At 55.0% G+C, this 21,007-nt stretch carries 23 protein-coding genes; 19 read left to right on the forward strand and 4 right to left on the reverse strand.

Annotated elements, in window-relative coordinates; genetic code table 11:
- Positions 1 to 185: 185 nt before the first annotated feature.
- The 14 genes from JJQ72_RS15630 to JJQ72_RS15695 all read left to right on the forward strand — a co-directional run bounded on the left by JJQ72_RS15630 (position 186) and on the right by JJQ72_RS15695 (position 12,936).
- Positions 186 to 446, forward strand: a complete 261-nt coding sequence (locus tag JJQ72_RS15630) for a group II intron maturase-specific domain-containing protein (RefSeq protein ID WP_208204256.1) — start codon at positions 186 to 188, stop codon at positions 444 to 446.
- Positions 447 to 800: 354 nt separating this feature from the next.
- Positions 801 to 2,000: an ATP phosphoribosyltransferase regulatory subunit gene (locus tag JJQ72_RS15635; protein ID WP_208204257.1), complete on the forward strand. Its 1,200-nt coding sequence runs from the start codon at positions 801 to 803 to the stop codon at positions 1,998 to 2,000.
- A gap of 29 nt (positions 2,001 to 2,029) precedes the next feature.
- The gene (gene hisG, locus JJQ72_RS15640; protein ID WP_138224008.1) at positions 2,030 to 2,668 is read left to right on the forward strand and encodes an ATP phosphoribosyltransferase; all 639 of its coding nucleotides are present in this window, start codon (positions 2,030 to 2,032) and stop codon (positions 2,666 to 2,668) included.
- Between the two features lie 44 nt (positions 2,669 to 2,712).
- Positions 2,713 to 4,017: a histidinol dehydrogenase gene (hisD, locus tag JJQ72_RS15645; protein WP_208204258.1), complete on the forward strand. Its 1,305-nt coding sequence runs from the start codon at positions 2,713 to 2,715 to the stop codon at positions 4,015 to 4,017.
- Entirely contained in the window at positions 4,014 to 4,616 is a 603-nt protein-coding gene (hisB, locus tag JJQ72_RS15650; RefSeq protein WP_138224010.1) for an imidazoleglycerol-phosphate dehydratase HisB, read from the forward strand. Before hisD ends, hisB begins: the two co-directional genes overlap by 4 nt.
- Positions 4,617 to 4,619: 3 nt before the next feature.
- Positions 4,620 to 5,240 (forward strand): imidazole glycerol phosphate synthase subunit HisH, encoded by a 621-nt coding sequence (gene hisH / locus JJQ72_RS15655; RefSeq protein ID WP_208204259.1) that lies wholly within the window; start codon positions 4,620 to 4,622, stop codon positions 5,238 to 5,240.
- Between the two features lie 29 nt (positions 5,241 to 5,269).
- The gene (gene hisA, locus JJQ72_RS15660; protein ID WP_175415119.1) at positions 5,270 to 6,004 is read left to right on the forward strand and encodes a 1-(5-phosphoribosyl)-5-[(5-phosphoribosylamino)methylideneamino]imidazole-4-carboxamide isomerase; all 735 of its coding nucleotides are present in this window, start codon (positions 5,270 to 5,272) and stop codon (positions 6,002 to 6,004) included.
- 24 nt (positions 6,005 to 6,028) lie between these two features.
- Positions 6,029 to 6,787 carry an imidazole glycerol phosphate synthase subunit HisF gene (gene hisF, locus JJQ72_RS15665; RefSeq protein WP_138224013.1) on the forward strand — a complete coding sequence of 253 codons (759 nt, stop codon included), beginning with the start codon at positions 6,029 to 6,031 and terminating at the stop codon, positions 6,785 to 6,787.
- Complete coding sequence (hisIE, locus tag JJQ72_RS15670; protein WP_138224014.1) at positions 6,784 to 7,497, forward strand: bifunctional phosphoribosyl-AMP cyclohydrolase/phosphoribosyl-ATP diphosphatase HisIE; 714 nt, start codon at positions 6,784 to 6,786, stop codon at positions 7,495 to 7,497. The genes hisF and hisIE overlap by 4 nt, the downstream gene beginning before the upstream one ends.
- Positions 7,498 to 7,512: 15 nt before the next feature.
- Positions 7,513 to 8,331, forward strand: a complete 819-nt coding sequence (gene hisJ, locus JJQ72_RS15675) for a histidinol-phosphatase HisJ (RefSeq protein ID WP_208204260.1) — start codon at positions 7,513 to 7,515, stop codon at positions 8,329 to 8,331.
- A gap of 209 nt (positions 8,332 to 8,540) precedes the next feature.
- Positions 8,541 to 9,488, forward strand: a complete 948-nt coding sequence (locus JJQ72_RS15680; RefSeq protein WP_138224016.1) for a ribose-phosphate diphosphokinase — start codon at positions 8,541 to 8,543, stop codon at positions 9,486 to 9,488.
- A gap of 91 nt (positions 9,489 to 9,579) precedes the next feature.
- Positions 9,580 to 11,301: a tetratricopeptide repeat protein gene (locus tag JJQ72_RS15685; RefSeq protein ID WP_208204261.1), complete on the forward strand. Its 1,722-nt coding sequence runs from the start codon at positions 9,580 to 9,582 to the stop codon at positions 11,299 to 11,301.
- 47 nt (positions 11,302 to 11,348) lie between these two features.
- Positions 11,349 to 12,302: a thioredoxin-disulfide reductase gene (gene trxB, locus JJQ72_RS15690; RefSeq protein ID WP_138224020.1), complete on the forward strand. Its 954-nt coding sequence runs from the start codon at positions 11,349 to 11,351 to the stop codon at positions 12,300 to 12,302.
- 151 nt (positions 12,303 to 12,453) lie between these two features.
- Positions 12,454 to 12,936, forward strand: coding sequence for a hypothetical protein (locus JJQ72_RS15695; RefSeq protein WP_138224021.1), 483 nt, complete (start codon positions 12,454 to 12,456; stop codon positions 12,934 to 12,936).
- A gap of 178 nt (positions 12,937 to 13,114) precedes the next feature.
- On the opposite strand, the gene JJQ72_RS15700 is transcribed toward JJQ72_RS15695, so the two are convergent.
- On the reverse strand, positions 13,115 to 13,717 hold the full coding sequence (locus JJQ72_RS15700) for a hypothetical protein (RefSeq protein WP_208204262.1): 603 nt from the start codon (positions 13,715 to 13,717) through the stop codon (positions 13,115 to 13,117).
- A gap of 137 nt (positions 13,718 to 13,854) precedes the next feature.
- Between JJQ72_RS15700 and JJQ72_RS15705 the strand changes: the two genes are divergently transcribed.
- Positions 13,855 to 14,907 carry a CotH kinase family protein gene (locus JJQ72_RS15705; protein WP_208204263.1) on the forward strand — a complete coding sequence of 351 codons (1,053 nt, stop codon included), beginning with the start codon at positions 13,855 to 13,857 and terminating at the stop codon, positions 14,905 to 14,907.
- 169 nt (positions 14,908 to 15,076) lie between these two features.
- Here JJQ72_RS15705 and JJQ72_RS15710 read toward each other — a convergent pair whose 3' ends face one another.
- Positions 15,077 to 16,093, reverse strand: coding sequence for an ABC transporter substrate-binding protein (locus tag JJQ72_RS15710; RefSeq protein WP_208204264.1), 1,017 nt, complete (start codon positions 16,091 to 16,093; stop codon positions 15,077 to 15,079).
- Between the two features lie 203 nt (positions 16,094 to 16,296).
- Between JJQ72_RS15710 and JJQ72_RS15715 the strand changes: the two genes are divergently transcribed.
- The 4 genes from JJQ72_RS15715 to JJQ72_RS15730 all read left to right on the forward strand — a co-directional run bounded on the left by JJQ72_RS15715 (position 16,297) and on the right by JJQ72_RS15730 (position 19,206).
- Positions 16,297 to 17,307, forward strand: a complete 1,011-nt coding sequence (locus JJQ72_RS15715; RefSeq protein ID WP_138224025.1) for a FecCD family ABC transporter permease — start codon at positions 16,297 to 16,299, stop codon at positions 17,305 to 17,307.
- Complete coding sequence (locus JJQ72_RS15720) at positions 17,297 to 18,322, forward strand: FecCD family ABC transporter permease (RefSeq protein ID WP_208204265.1); 1,026 nt, start codon at positions 17,297 to 17,299, stop codon at positions 18,320 to 18,322. The genes JJQ72_RS15715 and JJQ72_RS15720 overlap by 11 nt, the downstream gene beginning before the upstream one ends.
- 118 nt (positions 18,323 to 18,440) lie before the next feature.
- Entirely contained in the window at positions 18,441 to 18,941 is a 501-nt protein-coding gene (locus tag JJQ72_RS15725) for a YcxB family protein (protein WP_208204266.1), read from the forward strand.
- 58 nt (positions 18,942 to 18,999) lie between these two features.
- Positions 19,000 to 19,206, forward strand: coding sequence for a DUF4177 domain-containing protein (locus JJQ72_RS15730; RefSeq protein ID WP_138224028.1), 207 nt, complete (start codon positions 19,000 to 19,002; stop codon positions 19,204 to 19,206).
- Between the two features lie 47 nt (positions 19,207 to 19,253).
- On the opposite strand, the gene JJQ72_RS15735 is transcribed toward JJQ72_RS15730, so the two are convergent.
- Together JJQ72_RS15735 and JJQ72_RS15740 are read right to left on the reverse strand one after the other, a co-directional pair.
- Positions 19,254 to 19,865, reverse strand: a complete 612-nt coding sequence (locus JJQ72_RS15735; protein ID WP_208204267.1) for a response regulator transcription factor — start codon at positions 19,863 to 19,865, stop codon at positions 19,254 to 19,256.
- On the reverse strand, positions 19,862 to 21,007 hold the full coding sequence (locus tag JJQ72_RS15740) for a sensor histidine kinase (RefSeq protein WP_208204268.1): 1,146 nt from the start codon (positions 21,005 to 21,007) through the stop codon (positions 19,862 to 19,864). Before JJQ72_RS15740 ends, JJQ72_RS15735 begins: the two co-directional genes overlap by 4 nt.

Consider the following 21,007-nt stretch of genomic DNA (forward strand, 5'->3'; position numbering starts at 1 on the left):
GTCGCCTGGAGTTAACGCTGCATCCGACCAAAACGCGTATTGTCGGATTATGGACAGGAGAAGAAGGCTTTGACTTTCTAGGCATGCACCATCGAAAGACGAAAGCGGAGACATCTCAAGGCAAAATATATTATACGACCCAGCAGTGACTGTGCCGCAAGGCGGAGGAACGAATCAGAGAGGTCGTGAAGGAGCGACTTGCTCCGCCGAATATGCGTCACAAGACTTTCCAGGACCACCTGGAATATTTAAACCCAAAAATACAGGGGTGGCGCAACTACTACTACACAGCCTACAGCCAAAAGAAGATGGCAAAACTAGATTGGTACATCTTGCAGCGCTTAGCAAAGTGGGTTGCCAAGAAGCGTCAACGCACGCGATGGATGAGTTCGTTAAGCGAAGTGAAAGCATTGTCCAAACAATATGGACTTAAAACGCTCTTGTGATCTGCATGCACATGAATGACGAACATCGGAAAGCCGTATGAGGGAAAACCTCACGTACGGTTTGATGAGGAGGGGCAGAGATGTCTGCCCTTTACTCTAGAGAAGGAATGATGATTTAACGTGAAAGCAGAGGGTCATACAGGTTATAATACAGAGTACGGGCTGTAGATGATACCGATACGCTTGAGGTCAGTAAGGTGAATTGACGGCGCAGGCAGGGATATGATACTATAGCCATTATTCTTTACTTTATTAGCAAGGTAGCACTTTACCATAATAAAGAGTCGGGTGTTATTTTTTAGAGGATAATACCGGACTTGATCGTTTAAAAATAGAATTCGAGGTGACTACGCCATGTCTAAACCGAAAGGTTTTGAAAAACCCGCCGGTGTGCGGGACTATCTCCCCCATGCGGTATCCCGGCTGCGCCAGATTGAATCCCGGGTGCTTCAATGCATGGAGCGCTGGGGTTATCGGCAAATCATGACCCCGACGATTGAATTTTATGATACGGTGGGTGTGTCGAGCTCCACCTCTGACCAGAAGCTGTTCAAGCTGCTCAATAACCGGGGCACGACAATGGTGCTGCGTTCCGATATGACGGCCCCTATTGCCCGGGTTGTATCATCTCTATTAAAGGAAGAAGCTCTGCCGATTCGCTTGTCCTACCATGCCAATGTGTTTCGGGCGATTGAAGAGGAAGCGGGACGGGAGGCTGAATTTTACCAGACTGGTGTGGAGCTTGTGGGAGACGACTCTCCGGAGGCGGATGCCGAGGTGGTGGCGCTTGCGATTGAGAGCCTTCGGGCGGCAGGCGTGAAGACGTTCAAAATGGCTATGGGTCATATGGGCTTCCTCAACGGACTGCTCGAAGAGGTGCTGCCGGACCGTCCGGGCGATCAGGAGAGCCTGAAGCGTGATCTGCTGAACCGGGATTATGTCGGCTACCGCAGCACTATTCAAGCTCTGCAGCTGCCCCCGCAGGAGGCAGCAAAGCTTGAGGGCATTCTCCGTCTACGCGGCGGCCGGGAGGTATGCACGGAAGCGAGAGAGCTGAGCCTGAACCCGCTGGCCCGGGCCTCGATCGAGCATCTATGCAAGGTGTGGGAGGTGCTGGAGGCTTACAGTGCTTCTAGTCATGTGCTGATTGACCTGACCATGATTGGTGACTTCTCTTACTATACGGGTATGACCTTTGAAGGCTATGCGGCCGAGATCGGTTCTCCTGTAGCCAGCGGCGGACGCTATAACAAGCTGCTGCAGCAATTCGGCAGAAGCGTGCCGGCCACGGGCTTTGCTTTGAAGACGAACCGGATTCTGGATGGTGTGGATGCAGAGGACAGCGAAGCCGTGAAGCCGGTGCTGATTCAGTACACGCTGCAGCATCGCAAGGAAGGCTTGGCCAAGGCCAGTGCCCTCCGGGAAAGCGGCCGGATCGTAATTACCTCCATGATGGGGGATGGCGAGCATGGAAGCTTGCAGGATGCACGGAATGATGTTCCTGGTGCCAGCCTGCTGCATCAAGGCTATGACGAAATTATTACCTTACAATAGATCTCAATCCTAGACAGGAGGTGCCTCACATGGCAGAAACCTTAAAAGTAGCTATGCCCAAGGGACGGATATACAAGAAAGCCTCGGCCCTGTTTCGCGAGGCCGGGCTGCCGATTCCCCTTGACGTGGATGAAACGCGCAAGCTTGTGATCCCGCTGCCGGAGGCGGGAATGGAATTTATATTGGCCAAGCCTGTCGATGTTCCGACGTATGTCGAGTACGGCGTGGCGGATATCGGTATTGTCGGCAAGGACGTGCTGATTGAGGAAGACAAGGATGTATATGAGCTTCTTGATCTCGGCATTGCCCGCTGCCGCATGTCGGTCATTGGCCTGCCAGACTGGACGCCGGGCATCCGGCAGCGCGTGGCGACGAAGTATCCCAACACAGCCTCCCGTTACTTCCGGGAGCAGGGACAGCAGGTAGAGGTCGTCAAGCTGAACGGATCGATTGAGCTTGCCCCTTTGATTGGCCTGGCCGATCGCATCGTCGATATGGTTGAAACCGGTCAGACGCTGCGGGAGAACGGGTTGGTTGAGATGACGAGCATGTTCGAAATTACAAGCCGGCTCGTTGCCAACCGGGTCAGCTACCGGATGAAGAATCGGGAAATTCAGGAGCTGTGCGACCGGCTTCAGAGCGTTATTTTTGCAAATACAGACAAATAGATCGGCAGCATAATTCATAGGAAGCAGGCGGGGAGGAATCAGGAATGAGAATAGTGCCGGCAGAGGAGTTTGATTTAAAGCGGGAAAGTGACTACGGCACACCCGAGCAGAATGAGGCCGTCAAGGAGATTGTCCGGAACGTTCGCCGCGAAGGTGATGCCGCCCTGCTGCGGTATACGGAGCAGTTCGACAACACGAAGCTGACAGCAAGCGGCCTGCGGGTACAGCACAGCGAGCTGATGGCTGCGTATGACGAGGTGGAGGAGTCGTTCGTGACCGCAATCCGTTCGGCAGCAGAACGGATTCGCAGCTATCATCAGAAGCAGAAGCGCAGCTCGTGGATGGATGTGCAGCCGGATGGAAGCATCCTGGGCCAGATTATTCGGCCCCTGCAGCGAGTCGGTGTATATGTGCCCGGCGGGAAAGCAGCCTACCCCTCCTCGGTGCTGATGAACGTCATTCCGGCGCAGGTAGCCGGGGTGCCCGAAATTGTGATGGTCACCCCTCCGGCAACGGGAGGCACGGAAGGCATCAATCCGTACATTCTGGTGGCAGCAGCGGAGGCTGGTGTGACCGAGATCTACCGGGTGGGCGGCGCTCAGGCGATTGCAGCGCTGGCTTACGGAACCGCGTCAATTGCTCCTGTCGATAAAATTTGCGGGCCCGGCAACATTTATGTGGCGCTGGCGAAGCGCGAGGTGTACGGTGCTGTAAACATTGACAGCATTGCCGGCCCGAGTGAGATCGTCGTTCTGGCCGATGACAGTGCTGAGGCAGCGTATGCGGCAGCGGACCTGCTCTCCCAGGCTGAGCACGATGAAATGGCTTCGGCGGTGCTGGTGACGACGTCAGCAGCCCTCGCAAAAGCCGTCAGCGCAGAAGTAGAACGCCAGCTGGAGCTGCTGCCGCGCCGCGATATTGCCCGGGCATCGGTTGACAGCTACGGGGCGGCTATTGTGGCTCGCTCCATGGACGAGGCCATCTCGATCGTGAACAAGCTGGCACCGGAGCATCTTGAAATTATGACAGAGGACCCGATGGGCATCCTGGGCCGGATTGAAAATGCAGGTGCCATCTTCCTCGGTCCGTACAGCTCAGAGCCGGTCGGAGATTATTTTGCCGGTCCCAATCATATCATTCCGACCAACGGGACGGCACGCTTCTCCTCGCCGGTCGATCTGGACGATTTCATTAAGAAATCCAGCATGATTTACTATAGTAAGGAAGCACTGCTCCGCGACGGCGAGACCATCATGGAGCTGGCACGCCGGGAAGGGCTGGAGGGTCATGCCCGAGCGATCGAAATCCGGCTGGAGCAGGAATCACAAACAGGGGGGAATTCAGAGTGAGCTTTGAAGCTAACGGGCGGACGTCAAGCGTCAGCCGCAAAACGAATGAGACCGATATTTCCTTGAAATTCAATGTGGATGGTACTGGGGTGTCACAGCTGGAGACCGATGTGCCGTTCTTGAATCATATGCTGGATCTGTTCACGAAGCACGGACACTTTGACCTCAGCGTGAATGCGAAGGGCGACATCGAGATTGATGATCACCATACTGTAGAGGATATCGGGATTTGTCTGGGTCAGGTGCTGCGGGAGGCGCTCGGTGATAAAAAGGGCATCAAACGCTATGCCAGCGTCTTTGTTCCCATGGACGAGTCTCTCGCTCAGGTCGTCATTGATATTAGCAACCGGCCTCATTTCGAGTACCGCGCGGAATATCCGACTCAGCAGGTCGGCTCTTTTGATACGCAGATGGTGCATGAATTTTTGTGGAAGCTGGCTCTGGAGGCGCGCATTACCCTGCATGTCATCGTGCATTACGGACACAATACGCATCACATGATTGAAGCGGTGTTTAAAGCACTGGGACGCGCTCTGGATGAGGCAACGAGTATTGATCCCCGCGTTACGGGCGTGCCATCCACGAAGGGAGTGCTGTAATACATGGCCATTGCGGTAGTGGATTACGGCATGGGCAATCTCCATAGTGTCAGCAAAGCGGTAGAGCGGCTCGGCTATGAGCCGCTGATTACCGGAGTGCGGGAAGAAATCTTGTCGGCGGACGGCATTATTCTGCCAGGGGTCGGCGCATTTGGAGATGCGATGGAGCATTTGCGGGAAAGCGGGCTTGATCAGGTCATGCGTGAGGCTGCGGCCAGGACAGCGCCGCTGTTAGGGATTTGTCTCGGGATGCAGCTGCTGTTCAGTCAAAGTGAAGAGCATGGTGTGCATGAGGGCTTGAATATTTTGCCCGGCAAGGTCGTCCGGTTTACAGGTGGAGATTACAAGGTGCCGCATATGGGCTGGAACAGCCTGAGCTTCCTGCAGCCGGATGTGCCGCTGTTTGCGGGGCTTGAGGAGGGCCATGTGTACTTTGTCCACTCGTATCATGTTCTTCCTGAAGTGAAGAGTGATCTTCTGGCCGTGACGGATTACGGGCAACCGGTGACCGCCATTGTCGGCCGGGGGCATGTATACGGCATGCAGTTTCACCCGGAGAAAAGCGGGGAGCTCGGCATGAGCCTCTTGCGCGGCTTTCTGGCGTTAACGGATGGAGCAAGCTAATTATTTCTACAGAAACGGGGAATCTGCAAATGTCATCATTCATTATTTATCCCGCGATTGATATCCGCGGCGGCAAGTGCGTCCGGCTCGTGCAAGGAGATTATAACCAGGAAACGGTTTACAACGACAGTCCGCTGTCTGTAGCCCGTTCATGGGAAGAGCAGGGAGGCAAATTCATTCATCTGGTGGACCTGGATGGAGCGAAAGCGGGGCATCCCGTCAATGATGAGATCATTGCTCAAATTGCAGCCCATGTTCAGGTTCCGGTTCAGGTTGGCGGCGGACTGCGCCGGATCGAGGATGTTGAGCGTCTGCTCTCTCTCGGTGTGAGCCGGGTTATTATCGGCACAGCCGCCATTGAGGACCGGGTATTCACGGAAACGGTACTGGGCCGCTATGGAGATAAGGTGGCGATCGGCATTGATGCCCGAAACGGATATGTCGCAACCCGCGGCTGGCTGGAAACGTCAGAGGTGCAGGCTGAGGTGCTGGCGAAGGAGCTTGCGGCGAAGGGCGCGGAAAACTTTATTTTTACCGATATTTCCCGGGACGGCATGATGCAGGGACCGAATGTGGAAGCCATTGTAGCTTTAGCCAAAGCCAGCGGCCGGACGGTTATCGCCTCAGGCGGTGTGACGCGGATGGAGGATCTGGAGGCTCTGGGCAAGCACCGCGAGGACGGTGTCGGCGGCGCCATTGTAGGCAAGGCGCTGTACACAGGAAATATTGATCTGGCAGAGGCTGTCCAGAAGATTCAGAAGTAAAATTAATCGGGGGAGATGTGAAGGATGCTGGCCAAGCGGATTATACCTTGTCTGGATGTGAAGGATGGACGGGTCGTTAAAGGGGTTAACTTTGTCAATCTGCGTGATGCCGGAGATCCGGTAGAGCTAGCTGCGCTGTATGACCGGGAAGGCGCCGATGAGCTGGTCTTTCTGGATATCTCCGCTTCCGTGGAAGGCCGGGCGACGATGGAGGAGGTTGTACGGCGGACGGCGGGAGAGATTGCGATTCCCTTTACCGTCGGCGGCGGCATTTCCTCGGTGGACGATATGAAGCGGATCCTGCGCGCCGGTGCGGACAAGATCGGCATGAACACGGCAGCTGTGAGGCAGCCAGAGCTTATATCCGCTGGTGCACGGCGCTTCGGCTCTCAGTGTGTCGTCGTAGCCGTGGACGCAAGGTTCAATCCGGAGTGGGATGAGTGGGAGGTGTACACGCACGGCGGACGTACCCCTTCCGGCATTAAGGCACTGGATTGGGTTAAACAGGCGGAGTCGCTGGGGGCCGGAGAAATTCTGCTGACCAGCATGGATGCCGACGGCACGAAGGATGGCTTCGACCTGAAGCTGACCTCGGCCGTGTGCAGCACGGTGTCCATTCCGGTGATCGCCTCTGGCGGAGCCGGGAAGGAAGAGCATTTCTATGATGTGTTCACCGACGGCCGGGCAGATGCGGGGCTGGCGGCGACGATTTTTCACTATAAAGAAATCGGGATTCCTCAACTGAAACAACAATTGAAGCATAAAGGAGTGGAGATCCGATGAGCGTACATGATGACATGATGCAGGATTTGTCCTTGCAGCAGGTGTCGGAGCATATCCGCTGGGACGAGAATGGTCTGGTTCCGGCGATCGTGCAGGATGCAGAGACGAAGGAAGTATTAATGATGGCGTACATGAACCGGGAATCCCTGCAGCTGACCCTGGAAAAAGGAGAAACCTGGTTCTGGAGCCGCTCCCGAAAGGAGCTGTGGAACAAGGGGGCAACCTCTGGCAATACGCAGACGGTGATCTCTCTGTCCTACGATTGTGATGGTGACACGCTGCTGGTGCTGGTAGATCCTAAAGGACCTGCTTGTCACACCGGCGAGAATACCTGCTTCTTCAACACGATTACCGTTCAGGGACAATCGACAGTGTCCGGCGAAGATGTGCAGTCCTCGGGCAGCCAAGACCGCTTTGCAGTGCTGGGTGAGCTGGAGCAGGTCATTGCACAGCGGGAAGCAGAGCGTCCGGAAGGGGCATATACAACCTATCTGTTCGATAAAGGCGTGGATAAGATTCTGAAAAAGATCGGGGAAGAAGCCTCCGAGACGATTATTGCGGCTAAAAATCGCGATAACGAGGAGCTGCGCCTGGAGGTCAGCGATCTGATTTACCATCTGATGGTGCTGCTGCAGGAGCGCAAGCTGCCATTGGATCATATTCTGGACGAGCTGGGCCGCCGTCATGAGCGTCCACGCCGCGACGGTTAAAGAGGGCACAAGGCTATGCATATTGACTATCACACTCACCATGCCCGGTGCGGACACGCTGTTGGAGCACTGGAAGAGTATGTATTGCGGGGCATTGAGATTGGGCTGGACCAGCTGGGCCTGTCCGATCACATGCCGCTTATTCATATCAAGCCGCATGAATATTACCCGGAGATGGCGATGCCGATGGAGGAGCTTCCACGCTATGTGGAGGAATGCCTGACCCTCAAGGAGCGCTATAAAGGCCAGATTGAGATCCGTGTCGGCCTGGAAGGGGACTATATCGAAGGCTATGAAGAGGACGTCCGGAAGGTGATTGAGGCGTATCCTTGGGATTATGTGATCGGCTCGGTCCATTTTCTCGGAAAATGGGATATTACCGATTACCGCCAGACCCATGGCTGGGAGGGGCGTGACCCGATCACGGTATACAGGCGCTATTACGATGCGGTCTGCAAGGCGGCATCGACAGGCTTGTATGACATTATGGGACATCTGGATGTCATCAAGCGCTTCGGCTTTACCCCTGGGCCGGAGCATCAGGATGAGGTTGTGGCGCTGGAGAATGAGGCGCTGGCCGCTGTCCGCCGGAGCGGCAAGGCGATGGAGCTGAACGCCTCCGGTCTGAGCAAGGACTGCCGGGAGATGTTTCCAAGCCGGCGTATGCTGGAGGAGGCCCTTCGGCTCGGTATTCCGCTGACGCTCGGCTCTGACGCGCATCAGCCCTTGAAGCTCGGTGAGCATCTGGATCAGGCGAGGGAGCTGTTAATCGAGCTCGGAGTGAAGCAGGTGGCTGTCTTTGAGGGACGGCAGCGGGACATGGCTGCGCTGTAATGGAAGCGGCCAGCCTTTTTGAAGCTGTTCTAAATGTACCGCCAACCATACAGGCTGTTTCCTGAAGTCATAGTCCCGCGCTCTATGTTCTTATGAGGAGCGCGGACTGGCGTCTGATGGAGACGGCCTGCTTGCGCGACAGCGCTTTCCTGATGCGCTATAATAGAGTACAAGCAATCCCTATACTTTGGGTATTCCAGGAGGCATTCATGTATCAGAAACTTCGTCTGTTCGCCGGATCATCCAATCCGCGGCTGGCCGCGGATATCAGTCGGCAGCTGGGCGTCGAATTGGGCAAGATCAAGCTGTCCCGTTTCAAAAATGGAGAAATCTACGTCCATTATGAGGAAAGCATCCGTAATTGTGATGTGTTTCTGCTGCAGTCCTTCTCCCATCCGATTAATGAAATGTTCGTAGAGCTGCTGGTTATGATTGATGCGGCCAAGCGGGCCTCTGCACGCACGATAAATATTATTGTCCCCTACTACGGCTACGCCCGGCAGGAGAGAAAAGCTGCACCCCGCGAGCCCATATCCGCCAAAATGGTCGCCGATGTGCTGACGACAGCCGGAGCCAGCCGCGTCATTACCATTGATCTGCATGCCCCGGCTATTCAGGGCTTCTTCAATATTCCAGTCGATCATCTGACGGCCATGGATCTGATCACCAACTACCTGAGAAGCAAGCAGCTGGAGCAGCCGGTCATCGTCTCTCCTGATGCCGGCCGGGCTAAAATTGCCGAGAAGCTGGCAGGCCGGCTGGGTGCGGGCTTTGCGATGATGGTCAAGCAGCGCCCGGCCCATAATGAAGCGGTCATTACGCATGTGGTTGGAGACGTAGAAGGACGCACGCCGATCATCATCGAAGATATTATTGACACAGGTACTACCATTGTACAGGTCGTGGAGTCTCTCAAGAAGTTAGGCGCCAAGGATACGATCGTATGTGCGACGCATGGCGTATTCTCGGGGGAGGCATTGTCCCGCCTGGATCATGGCCATATCAAGGAGCTGGTAGTGACAGATTCCATCGCGCTTCGGGAGCCGCCGATGAAAGGCATGACCATCTTATCGGCAGCGCCGATCCTCGCTGAAGCCATCCATATTATTATGGAAGGCGGCAGCATTGCGACCTTATTTAAAGACGCCGGCGTCTGATGACCGGCGTCTTTTTCTCTGCAAGCGGCAGGAGATCATGGTATACTGTTGAGGATAGAGAGAAGCAAGTTAAAGGAGGTGTCTTGCTTCGATGCATGCAAACATTCCAGGTCATCAGGACCTGCAAAATATAATTCCTATCGATTACAACGCTAATTTTTTCTTTGAACGCGCCGTGAAGTCGCTGGACCGTTTCCAATATGGCAAGGCGCTGAAATATTTTCGCAAGGCTGTGGAATATGAACCGGATAATCCTGTGAATCATTGCAATATGGCGGGTATATTATCAGAGACCGGTGATTATGAGGGCTCGAACCGGGTATTGAAGCATATACTGGATCAGGTAGATTCCTCGATGACGGAATGCCATTTCTATATGGCGAACAACTACGCGAATCTGGAGCAGTTTGAAGAAGCCGAGCAGGCGCTGATTACGTATCTGGAGGAGGATTCCAGCGGCCAGTTTATGGACGAGGCCGAAGAGATGATGGAGCTGCTTCACTATGAGCTGAACCGGCCCACGAAGGTGAACAAGATCAAGAGCCGCGAGGGCATGGTGGAGCATGAGCAGGCACGGGCGCTGCTGGAGGAAGGAAAATTCGCTCAGGCTGCCAAGCTGTTGGAGACGATTGTAGAGGACTGTCCGGACTTTATGTCGGCCCGCAACAATCTGGCGCTTGCCTTCTATTACATGGGCCGCTTCGCGAAGGCGAAAGAGGTCATCGGTGATGTGCTGGACAAGGAGCCGGGCAATCTGCATGCGCTGTGCAATCTGGCGATTTTTTATCAGCATGAGAAGGATGAGGAAGGGCTTCACCGTCTGCTGGACATGCTGTCTGTTACGGTTCCGTTTCATCAGGAGCATGTCTTCAAGCTCGCGACAACGATGGGCATTCTGGGGAGGCACGAAGCGGCCTACGGCCATTTTCGCCGTCTGACGAAGGATGAGGAATTTAGCAGTGATGCAAGCCTGTATCATTATACAGCCGTTGCAGCCTGCAACAGCGGCAGAATGGAAGATGCGGTCAGATACTGGCGTCAGTGCAAGAGGCTGGACCCGGCAAATGATGTCGCTGATTTCTACCTGGCTCAGCTGGACTCTTTGCAGGAAAGTGATTCCGGAAGCTTGAAGGTCAGCTATCACTATCATCTCCCCTTTGAAGAGCAGTTTAAGGTGTGGGAGCATGATGGAGCTGCCTTGACTGAGGAAGCGAAGAGCAATCCGTTAATCCGCTCCTCCTTCTTCTGGGCGCTTCGCCATGGCGAGCCTCACATCAAGCTGCAGGTTATACAGACGCTGGAGCTGATTGCCGATGAAGAGGTTCAGCATGCGCTGCACCTGTTTCTTCAGGAGCCAGGAGAGGATGTAGAGCTGAAAGCTGCGGCGGAGCTCGTGCTAACGCGCTTGGAGGGAGCTTCAGGCCGGGAGGCAGCGGGCGAGATGCCCAGCGACTCGTTAAACGAGGTCCTTCCGGAGTGGCATAAGGAATGGCAGCAGGTGCTGGATCTGGCGGTCTCTATGGGACAACGGCAGGACCCTTACCGCAAAAGAGAGATGGAAAGGCTCTGGTCACAATTCCTGAGCCGGATGTATCCCGACCTTCCGAAGATGCGTAATCTTTCCGGCTGGGCGGCAGCGCTGGATTATACGGCCGGCAAGCTAGCGGGAGACTCGTATACGTACGAGAAGCTCGCGGAGCGCTATCAGATTTCATCCTCTACCGTGAGGCGTTACGCCCGGCAGCTGGCAATGACGGATGCCGATCGGGAAGAGGCTCGCAATAATTTTCGCCCGTTTACAGAAAAATCGTAGAACCGGGACAAGCTAACCAACAGGACCCAATAAAGGAGGCAATCTCTATGTACAAATCAATCGTAATCGGAACCGGCCCTGCCGGACTGACCGCAGCCATCTACCTGGCACGCGCGAATATGAAGCCACTGGTCATTGAAGGAATGCAGCCGGGGGGCCAGTTGACCACAACCACCGAAGTCGAGAACTTTCCGGGATTCCCTCAAGGCATCATGGGACCTGAGCTGATGGATAATATGCGCCAGCAGGCAGAGCGCTTCGGTGCGGAATTCAAGAGCGCCTGGGTAGAGTCTGTTGATTTCTCGCAGCGTCCATTCAAGATTAATGTCGAGGGCATGGGAGAATTGCAGGCTGAGTCGGTCATCATTTCTACCGGTGCCTCGGCCAAGTATCTGGGCATTCCCGGGGAGCAGGAGAATGTGGGCCGGGGTGTCAGCACATGTGCGACCTGCGACGGCTTCTTCTTCCGCGGCAAGAAGATTATCGTGGTGGGTGGAGGCGATTCCGCGATGGAGGAAGCGAGCTTCTTAACACGCTTCGCTTCCAGCGTCACATTGGTTCACCGCCGGGAAGAGCTGCGCGCTTCCAAGATCATGCAGGATCGCGCTCGCGAGAACGAGAAAATTCAGTGGGCACTTGACCGTACGCCGCTAGAGGTCGTAACGACGGAAACGGGCGTGAAGGGCTTGAAGGTTCGGAACAACGAGACTGGCGCCGAAGAGCTGATTGAAGCGGAAGGCGTATTCGTGGCAATTGGCCATACGCCGAACACAGGCTTCCTGGGAAGCCAGATCAATACAGATCCGACCGGATATATTCTGGTGAAGCCAGGCACAACGGAGACGAATATTCCAGGCGTGTTCGCCTGCGGTGACGTTCAGGATACCCGGTATCGCCAGGCGATTACCGCAGCCGGCTCTGGCTGTATGGCTGCCATGGATTGTGAGAAGTTCATTGAAGGTCATATGGTCCATGACTGGAGCGAAACGCTGAATCCGTAAATGGAGCTTTGAAGGTGAGAGGCCGGGCAACCGGCCTCTTTTTTGCGCGGCTCTATGATATGGATGATGATGGGCGAGAGCGATATGTATGTTATAATGCGGATGAAATGAGGCACGGGACAGGGTCCACGGCCGATAGAGGAGCTTACAGATGCTAAACGACTATTTAAAGAAAAATAAAATGACCTGGATTGTGCTTGCCCCTTTGCTGGGCGGCTGGTTATTTCAAGCCCTAATGACGCGGATACCTGCGTCGGGCGTGCTGATCTGGACCATTCATCTCGGATTCGTGGTGTTCTGGTTCTGGGCCGGGCGACAGTTCTCGCAGATGAAAAAGAGTACAGCGCTCAGCTTTGTCATGGGTAACTCGCTGTGGCTAATATGTCTGCTGCTGTTTCTGTGGCAGTTTATGCTGGCCGGCGACGAATCCCGAAGCCTTGTGCTTGCACTGATGGCCCAGCTGTATGTGCTGCTGATTGTAGGATTTGGAACCCAGCTGCAGCTGCTTCTGACGGGGAGTATCGATGCTGCGCAAATCATTATTATGTCTTACATACTCATGCTGCTGGTGTTTACGGCGGGCTTTGTGTATGAGCGGGTGCGCAAGCCCAAGCCCGAGAACCACACGCTGTAAGCAAGAAAGCTCACCAAGGTGGGCGGATTGCATATAATATCTCAGAACAGGACGGGTGCACACTTAAAAAGCGGACGCCATGCTGGCATCCGCTATCGGATGGACACGGCATATGGCCATGTCAGTATGACAATGCTTTATAACGTTTGCGGACCAGCCATGGCTATGCGCTGCGCTGTTAGCAGCGCTTCGACTTGGGCTTTGCGGTTCGCTTGCGCTGCAGTGAGGGGCGCGGCTTCGTCCTGGCTGGCTTGGAAGGCCCGCCTGCAGCTGCTCTTTTTTTGCGCTTCTTGAGGGTCTTCTTCGGCGTCCAGCCCTCGCTGGCCCAGCTGCAATGCTCGCTGCCGAAGGAGTGGCTGCCGCCAACACCGCTGGAGCCGTCGTATGCGCCCCACTGATCCGGCGGGTGGAGTCCATCCGGGTACAGGCCGGAATGGTGGCTCTGCGAGTGATGACCCGTAGAGGCATGGCCGCTGGAATGATGGCCGTGCGAATAGTGGCCTGCAGAGGCGTGGCCGCTGGTATGATGGCCGTGCGAAGCATGCCCGAGCGAGCCGGGGAAGCCGGATTGATGCCCATGGTGCGCTTGACTGAGCGGCTCGCCGGGGAAGTAGCCGTCGTTAGCGCCCGGGGAAGCCTGACCGCCTGAGGACGGGGTTGCGGCGATTCCCTCTGAAGCATTGCCGGCTGCGGGAGACCACGGCCAAGCGGTGAAGGCTCTGACGCGTGCGGTTGTTCTTTTGGAATATGGAGAGACTGGCTTCGTTCTATTTGTACGCACTGTCCCTACTCCTTTCAAGATGGGAATGAAATCTAACTGCCACATTATATGTAATGAAGGTCAATATGGGACTGGTTTCATGCAGGGTAGGCTGCAAGATCAGCAGCTGCCTGCCTGGGGAAGGAAGGAGGCCTGGTATGGAGCTGCCGGTGTACCGAATCCTGATTGAGGACAACAAGCTGGCCTGGCTTAACAAACACATCTGGTCGGAGCAGTTCGTCAAAGCCCGCATCTCTTATAAAGGAAAAGAGGTACCCATCTCCCTCCGTTACCGCGGAGGGCACACCCGGGAATATCCCAAGCGCTCTTACGAAATTCGTACGGCGTCAGCCACCTATCATTTCAATGCTGAGCATGATGATCCATCATTGATTCGTAATGCCCTGTCTTTTCAGCTATTCGAGACGTTGAAGGTACCGAGTCCCCGAACCCGTCATTGCCTGCTTTATATTAATCAACAGCGGGCGGGCGTGTATTTGCAGATTGAGGCTGTGCTGCCGCGATTTTTTCGCAGGCGGAGGATTCCCGTGAAGAGCATCATTTACGCGGTGAACCGCCATGCCGACTTCTCCCACAAAGAAAGCCGCGGGCTGTCCTGGTTCGCAGGATACCGGCTGATCGCCGGGGACGAAGGGGAGCGGCGGCGGTTCGTTGCCTTTTTGCAGGGAATGCATGAAGGGAGCAGGGCGGAGAGGGCGCAGAGGGCGCAGTTTCTTGAGCAGCATCTTCACGTGGAGCAGTATTTACGCTGGCTATGCGGGGCGGTGCTGACAGGGAATTATGACGGATTCAATCAAAACTATACGATCTACGAGCATGGAGAAACCCGGCGTTATCAGATGCTGCCTTGGGATTACGAGGGCACCTGGGGGCGCAACTGCTACGGAAAGAGAGTAGGGGCGGATTTGGTCCGGATTACGGGATATAACAAGCTGACCGAGCAGATTTTGAGCATCCCCTCCTACCGCAGGCTGTACCGGAGCCTGCTGCTTCACAGCATGGATACGGTGTTTACTCCGCATAAGCAGCTGGAGCAGGCGGGAGAGCGGTTTGATGCTATCGCAGGGGAGCTGTACAAGGATAAGGAATATAAATGGAGCAGGCAGGAAATCCAGGCTGATCTCGGCGTCATCTACCGCTACATTCAGGATCGCAGAGGGTATATTTACAGCCGGCTTCATCAGCTGTGAACGTATTGGTATTCCCCCGGGACATATAGTAGCTAACAAAGAAAAATAACCAGCCAGGTATAACACCCTGAGCTGGTTATTTTGCCGTATATATGCTTTTGTCTTACAGATGTGGGCATCTTCAAATATAATGATCTACTTGGGGGATGGCTCCCTTGCTGGGTTTACATTAATTGACTTCGAAGTAAGTCGCAATCTCTTCCAGCAGGAGGTTGGCTGCGAGGTAGCCGCCAGCCAGGTTCCATACAACCTCGTTCACTTGATGAACCTCGCCGGTCTTGGCCACATTCAGGCTCTGGAAGAGCGGCTCGTTCATCCACTCCTCGGCTGCCTTCTGAGCATCGGTGGAGCCTACATCCTCCTGCACGAAGTAGAACATCACGTCACCGTCCATCGCCGGAATACGTTCCTTCGTCAGCTTCTCCACGAACTCGTTCTTGTCCTGATCGGCAGGTCTGGCAATGCCGAGCTGCTCCAGCATGACGCCGCTAAAGCTGTCCTTCATGTAGGTACGGACATCTGCTGCTGTGAAACGAACGACAGACACTTTCGTATTCGCCTTCTCGCCAAGCTTGGATTTCACTTCCTCCACACGCTTGTCAAAATCAGCAAAAGCTTGCTCGCCTTCGGCTTTCTTGTTTACCGCCTCGGCATACAGCGTCATATTGTTCTTCCAGTTGCCGGACAGTTCTTCGGCAAATACAGTCGGAGCAATCTGCTTCAGCTGATCATAAATTTGCTCGTGACGAACCTTGTTGCCGATAATGAGATCCGGCTTCAGTCCCGCAATCAGCTCGATGTTCGGCTGGGTTTCCTCCCCCAGCACTTCAACGCCTTCCATCTGGTCCTTAATATGATCATACCAAGGGTCACCTACCCAGGATTGAACGGCACCGACAGGCTTCACGCCAACGGCCAGCAGCGCTTCTGTACCTTCGTTCGTCAGCACGACGACGCGCTCCGGTGTGCCTGTCAGCGTCTCTTCTCCCATTGCATGCTTGATGGTGCGGGACTCGCCTTCTGCAGCACTACCACTACCTTCGTTCGTGTTGTTATTGGAGCCGGAAGCCGCCGGCGTCTCTGCTGGAGTATCACTGCTGGAGCTTCCACCGCAGGCCGAAACGATCAGCAGCATGGACAAGGCCAACAGAACCAGCCAGGATTTATTACGGAATAAAGATGACATGTTTAATGCTCTCCCCTTATGTACATTTTTATATATGATAATGACAATCATTATCAATTAACTAAAATATAAAGTGATAACAAGCACTTGTCAAGACTTTAAATGAAAATGATTATCACATTCATTGACACGTAAAGCGCTCACATCTACAATAAAGGGGTTGATTGAACCATTAAACATCCTTTAGGGAGTGGAATACCATCATGGGAGTGCTTCAAAGCCGCAATGCCCGGCTCTGGGGATTGCTTGGGGGGCTAGTCCTGCTGCTGGCAGTCATGCTGATGAGCATCTTGCTGGGTTTGCAAAATTTCAATTTCAGCATGCTGCTGGATACCTATCAAGCCTTCAATGGCTCTACCGAGCATATGATTATTCGCGATACGCGGGTGCCGCGGACCTTGATCGGAGCCATGGTCGGTGCGGGGCTTGCAGCCTCGGGAGCCGTTATGCAGGCCATCACCCGCAATCCGCTGGCGTCTCCGTCCATATTCGGCATTAATTCCGGCGCCGTACTGTGCATCGTCATTGCGATTGCCGTTCTTGGGGGCGGTTTGACCATGAGCGGCATGATCTGGATTGCGTTTGCAGGCGCGGCCCTGACCGCTCTGCTTGTGTTCGTGCTTGGCTTTAGCGGGCCCGGGGGCTTTGCCCCCGTCAAGCTGACTCTGGCAGGCTCCGCCATTGCGGCATTTTCGGCCTCCATCACCTCAGGCATTATTCTGATTGATAAGCAGTCACTGGATCAGGCGATGTTCTGGATGATCGGCTCTGTCGTGAACCGGAGCATCGAGCACGTCACGGCGATGCTTCCGTATTTCGCAGCCGGCATGGTCGTGGCGCTACTGCTGGCAAGAGCCTTGAATGTAGCCATGCTGGGCGATGATGTGTCCAAGGGACTCGGCATCTCGTTGCTTCTGGTGCGGGCCGGCGCCTGTGTGTCGGTCGTGCTGCTCGCCGGCAGCGGCGTTGCGGTTGCGGGGCCGATTGCTTTTGTCGGGATTGTGGTCCCGCATCTGTGCCGCTCGCTGGTCGGTCACGACCATCGCTGGCTCATTCCTTACTGTGCCATTGGCGGTGGGATCCTGCTCGTCTCAGGGGATCTGGTCTCGCGCTTCATTATTATGCCAAAAGAGGTGCCTGTGGGGGTTGCCATGGCATTGATTGGCGTTCCATTTCTGATTTATATCGTACGGAGGAAGTCCTATGTCTTATAAACTGAATGCAGTCCGCCACGATCCTGCCTCCCGCCGCCGAAGAAATGCGCTCATCTTAAGCGTGCTTTCGCTGCTGGTCATCCTGCTAGTGCTGATCAGCATCTCGGTCGGCAGCACCACCATCCCGCTGCTAGAGGTAGCCGCTTCCCTGCTGGGGCTTGGAGAGAGCGGCAGTTCCTTGATTGTCATCCAGTTCCGTCTGCCCCGAGTCTTGGCTGCCTTGCTGGTAGGAGCCATGCTGGCGGTAGCCGGCGCCTTGCTGCAGGGCGTGATTCGTAATCCGCTCGCTGCCCCGGATCTGATCGGTGTCACCGGCGGGGCCTCTGTGGTGGTCGTGGCCTTCATGACTCTGTACACCGGCGCATTCAGCTATCACTTCATTCCGGTGCTGGCGATTCTCGGGGCACTGGGAGCGGGCATGCTGGTATACGTGCTGGCGTGGAAGAATGGCGTTTCACCGCTGCGGCTCGTGCTGATCGGCGTAGGCATTTCGACAGCCCTCAGCGCGATGACCACGTTCCTGCTGATCAGCGGCACAGCTTATCATGCGGCTCAGGTGCTGAACTGGATTACGGGCAGCGTCTATGGCACAGGCTGGAAGCAGGTTGCGGCCATCACGCCCTGGGCAGGTGTCATCATTCCGCTGTCCTTTCTCTTCTCCCGCTCGCTGAACGCGCAGTCGATGGGCGATACGGTCGCTATCGGGCTTGGAACGCGGATTCAGCGGGACAGGATGCTCATTATTCTGTGCAGCATTGCCCTGGCGGGAGCGGCGGTGGGCATTGCCGGCACGCTGTCCTTTATCGGCTTGATTGCTCCGCATATCGCAAGGCGACTGGTAGGCAGCGCCTACGGCATCCTGATGCCAACCGCGGCGCTGATCGGCGCGGTCATTCTGCTGCTGGCGGACCTCGCCGGGCGGATGCTGTTCCAGCCGCTGGACATACCGGCAGGCGTGTTTACCGCTGCGATTGGTGCGCCGTTCTTTTTTTACCTGTTATATAAAAGAATGTAGCTTCCCATGAAGTGCCGTTGTCTCTAGAGAGAGCGGCGCTTTTGTATATCCAACCTGTGATATAATGGACCGAAAGCCCGGCAGGGAGCCGTGACCATTCAGAATGGAGAGAGAACCGATGGAAGTACACGTTGATTTACACAAAGAAGATTTTTGGCGCTTTAACCGGTATGTGATGTTTCATATGCCGAAGTATAGAACGATGATGCTGTCAGCGCTGATTTCCGTACCGCTGCTCAGTATTCTGCTGCTGAGATTCTCCAGCTTTGACTGGGTGTATTCAGTGGTGGTGGGCGTGCTGATCGGCATTCTGTGCGACCTGCTGTTTGTATACCGGATCAAGGGCCGTACGATGAGCATGGTGAAGCATAATGAGGGCATTCTGGGAGAACGAACCATTACCGTGGACCGTACAGCGGTGCACGAGTCCAACGACAAGACCCAGCTGCGCTATGACTGGAGCGGCATTCATGATTTGCGGCGGGATGGGGATTACTTGTATATTTTCGTGAATTCGATGCAAGCGGTCATCATTCCGAAGCGTTCCTTTGGAAGTCCTGAGGCAGAGCAATCATATGTGAAGGCAGTTGAGGACTACTCCAATAAGACATTTGCATGAGCGGTCGGCGTTAAGCGGATGCTCCTAGCCAGAGGAGAAAGGAGAGGAGGTGGAATCCATGGAGCAATGGGAGTACAAGACGGTCAAGTACGCCACCAAGGGATTTCTGGGCGGAAAGGTGGACGAGGAGGATCTGAGCGAGCTGTTCAACGGTCTCGGGTACGAGGGCTGGGAGCTGGTGTCGTGCTTTGATACGAGCATTTCTCAAGGACAGTCGCGGGATATTATTGCGATCTTTAAGCGCCGTGCCTTTACAGGATTATAAATAAAGCGGCTTCTTGGCCGCCGTATAGCACGGTAAAGGCTGGATTCTCATGATGAGATCCAGCCTTTTTCTTCGGCCAGAGCAATGGCCTCCAGCCGGTTTCGGGCCCCCAGCTTGTTCAGTGCCTCTGACATATAATTGCGAACCGTTCCGTAGGAGAGGTGAAGCTGCTGTGCGATGTCACTGGAACTGCTGCCGTTCGCAGCCAGGCGCAAAATCTGCTGCTCCCGCTGCGACAACGGGTTGGCCTCTCTCACGGTGCCGAACACAAGCTCTGGCGATACCTCCCGCCGGCCGTCCATAATGCGCCGCAGCGCTTCAGCCAATCGCTCGCTGGGCTCGTCCTTCAGCAGATAGCCCTGTACACCTGCCTTCACCGCCCGCTCGAAATATCCCGGCCTTGCGAAGGTCGTGAGTATCACGCACCGGCATGCCGGGACAGCTGCCGCGATTTTTTCGGCAACCTCAAGTCCCGACAAGACCGGCATCTCGATATCCAGCAGCGCAATGTCCGGCTGCAGCTGCCGGATGACATTCAGCGCCTCCTGGCCGTCGCCCGCCTGGCCAACCACCTCAATATCCTCTTCTAAATCCAGCAGCAGGGCCAGTGCTCCCCGCACCATGCGCTGGTCTTCTGCAATAAACACCCGGATGCTCATCCTGCCTCACTCCTTTGGGGGTCCTTCACGACAATCGGTACTGAAAGCTGAAGGAGTGTGCCCTTTGCGTTCAGCAGCTCCATTTTGCCATTGACCAAGGCTAGCCGTTCTGCCATACCCTTCAGCCCGTTCTTCTCCCTGAGGTTAAAGCTTGCGGCCTCACGGGAAATCCCGATACCGTCATCCTGTACCGTCATTTGCCAGTCTCTGTCCGTCTGCTGAAAAGAGAGGCGGCAGTGGGAGGCCTGGCTGTGCTTCACGATGTTCGTAATGGCTTCTCTCAGGCAAAGACTTAGAATGTTGTGCGTCGTATCCGGCATCCTCTGAAAATGGGGCTCGCCTTCGATCGTCATCTCTATTCCCGCGCTGCTTAAAAGCACAGCGGCCTCCTGCAGCTCGCCGGCCAGCGTGGCGGTGCGCATATCGGACACAAGCTCGCGAACCTGGCGGAGCGCGGCGCGCGACTGTCTCTCGATCTCCCGGGCTTCCTCCCGGACCTGATCCGGATTTACGGCAGCAAGCTTGTCGATCACCTGGCTCTTCAAAGTAATCAAGGACAGCGTATGTCCCAGCGTATCATGCAAATCCCGGGCAATCCGCATCCGTTCCTCCCCCTTGATCAAATTGCGTATCTGCTCATTCGCCTGATCCAGCTGCGCTTTCAGCTCCAGCTTGCTGTTCATGGAGCGAATGGCGAATGGAGAAAGCAGCATAATGATCATAAAAGGAAATACAAAGAGCAGATCGGGATTCCAAGCCTGGCTGATTCGATATATCAGCGGGATCAGCTCTACCATATAGAGCAGCAGCAGGGCACTCCAGAATTTACGGGACTGGGTATACCAGCCGATAAAATTAGCCGTATAAAAGCCCATAAACAAATACGTAAGACCGTAGAGCATGGAGAACGTGAATATGATTCCCAGCTGCAGCAGCAGCCAGAATAGAAAGCCGGGCCGAGTTTCCCCGAAGTACAGCTCCCGGTATGACACGAGGAACAAGAGCAGCATGACCACGCCAAACCCGAACCTCAGGCCATCCTCGTAAGTAAACAGATTGACGATCGGGAGAAATAAATAAATGAGAAATACATAAGGGAGCAGTCCCAGCTTGCGCGGAAATAGCTCAATTGGCTGCTTCAA

The sequence above is a fragment of the Paenibacillus sp. F411 genome (assembly GCF_017582705.1).
Lineage (GTDB): Bacteria > Bacillota > Bacilli > Paenibacillales > Paenibacillaceae > Paenibacillus_AQ > Paenibacillus_AQ algicola.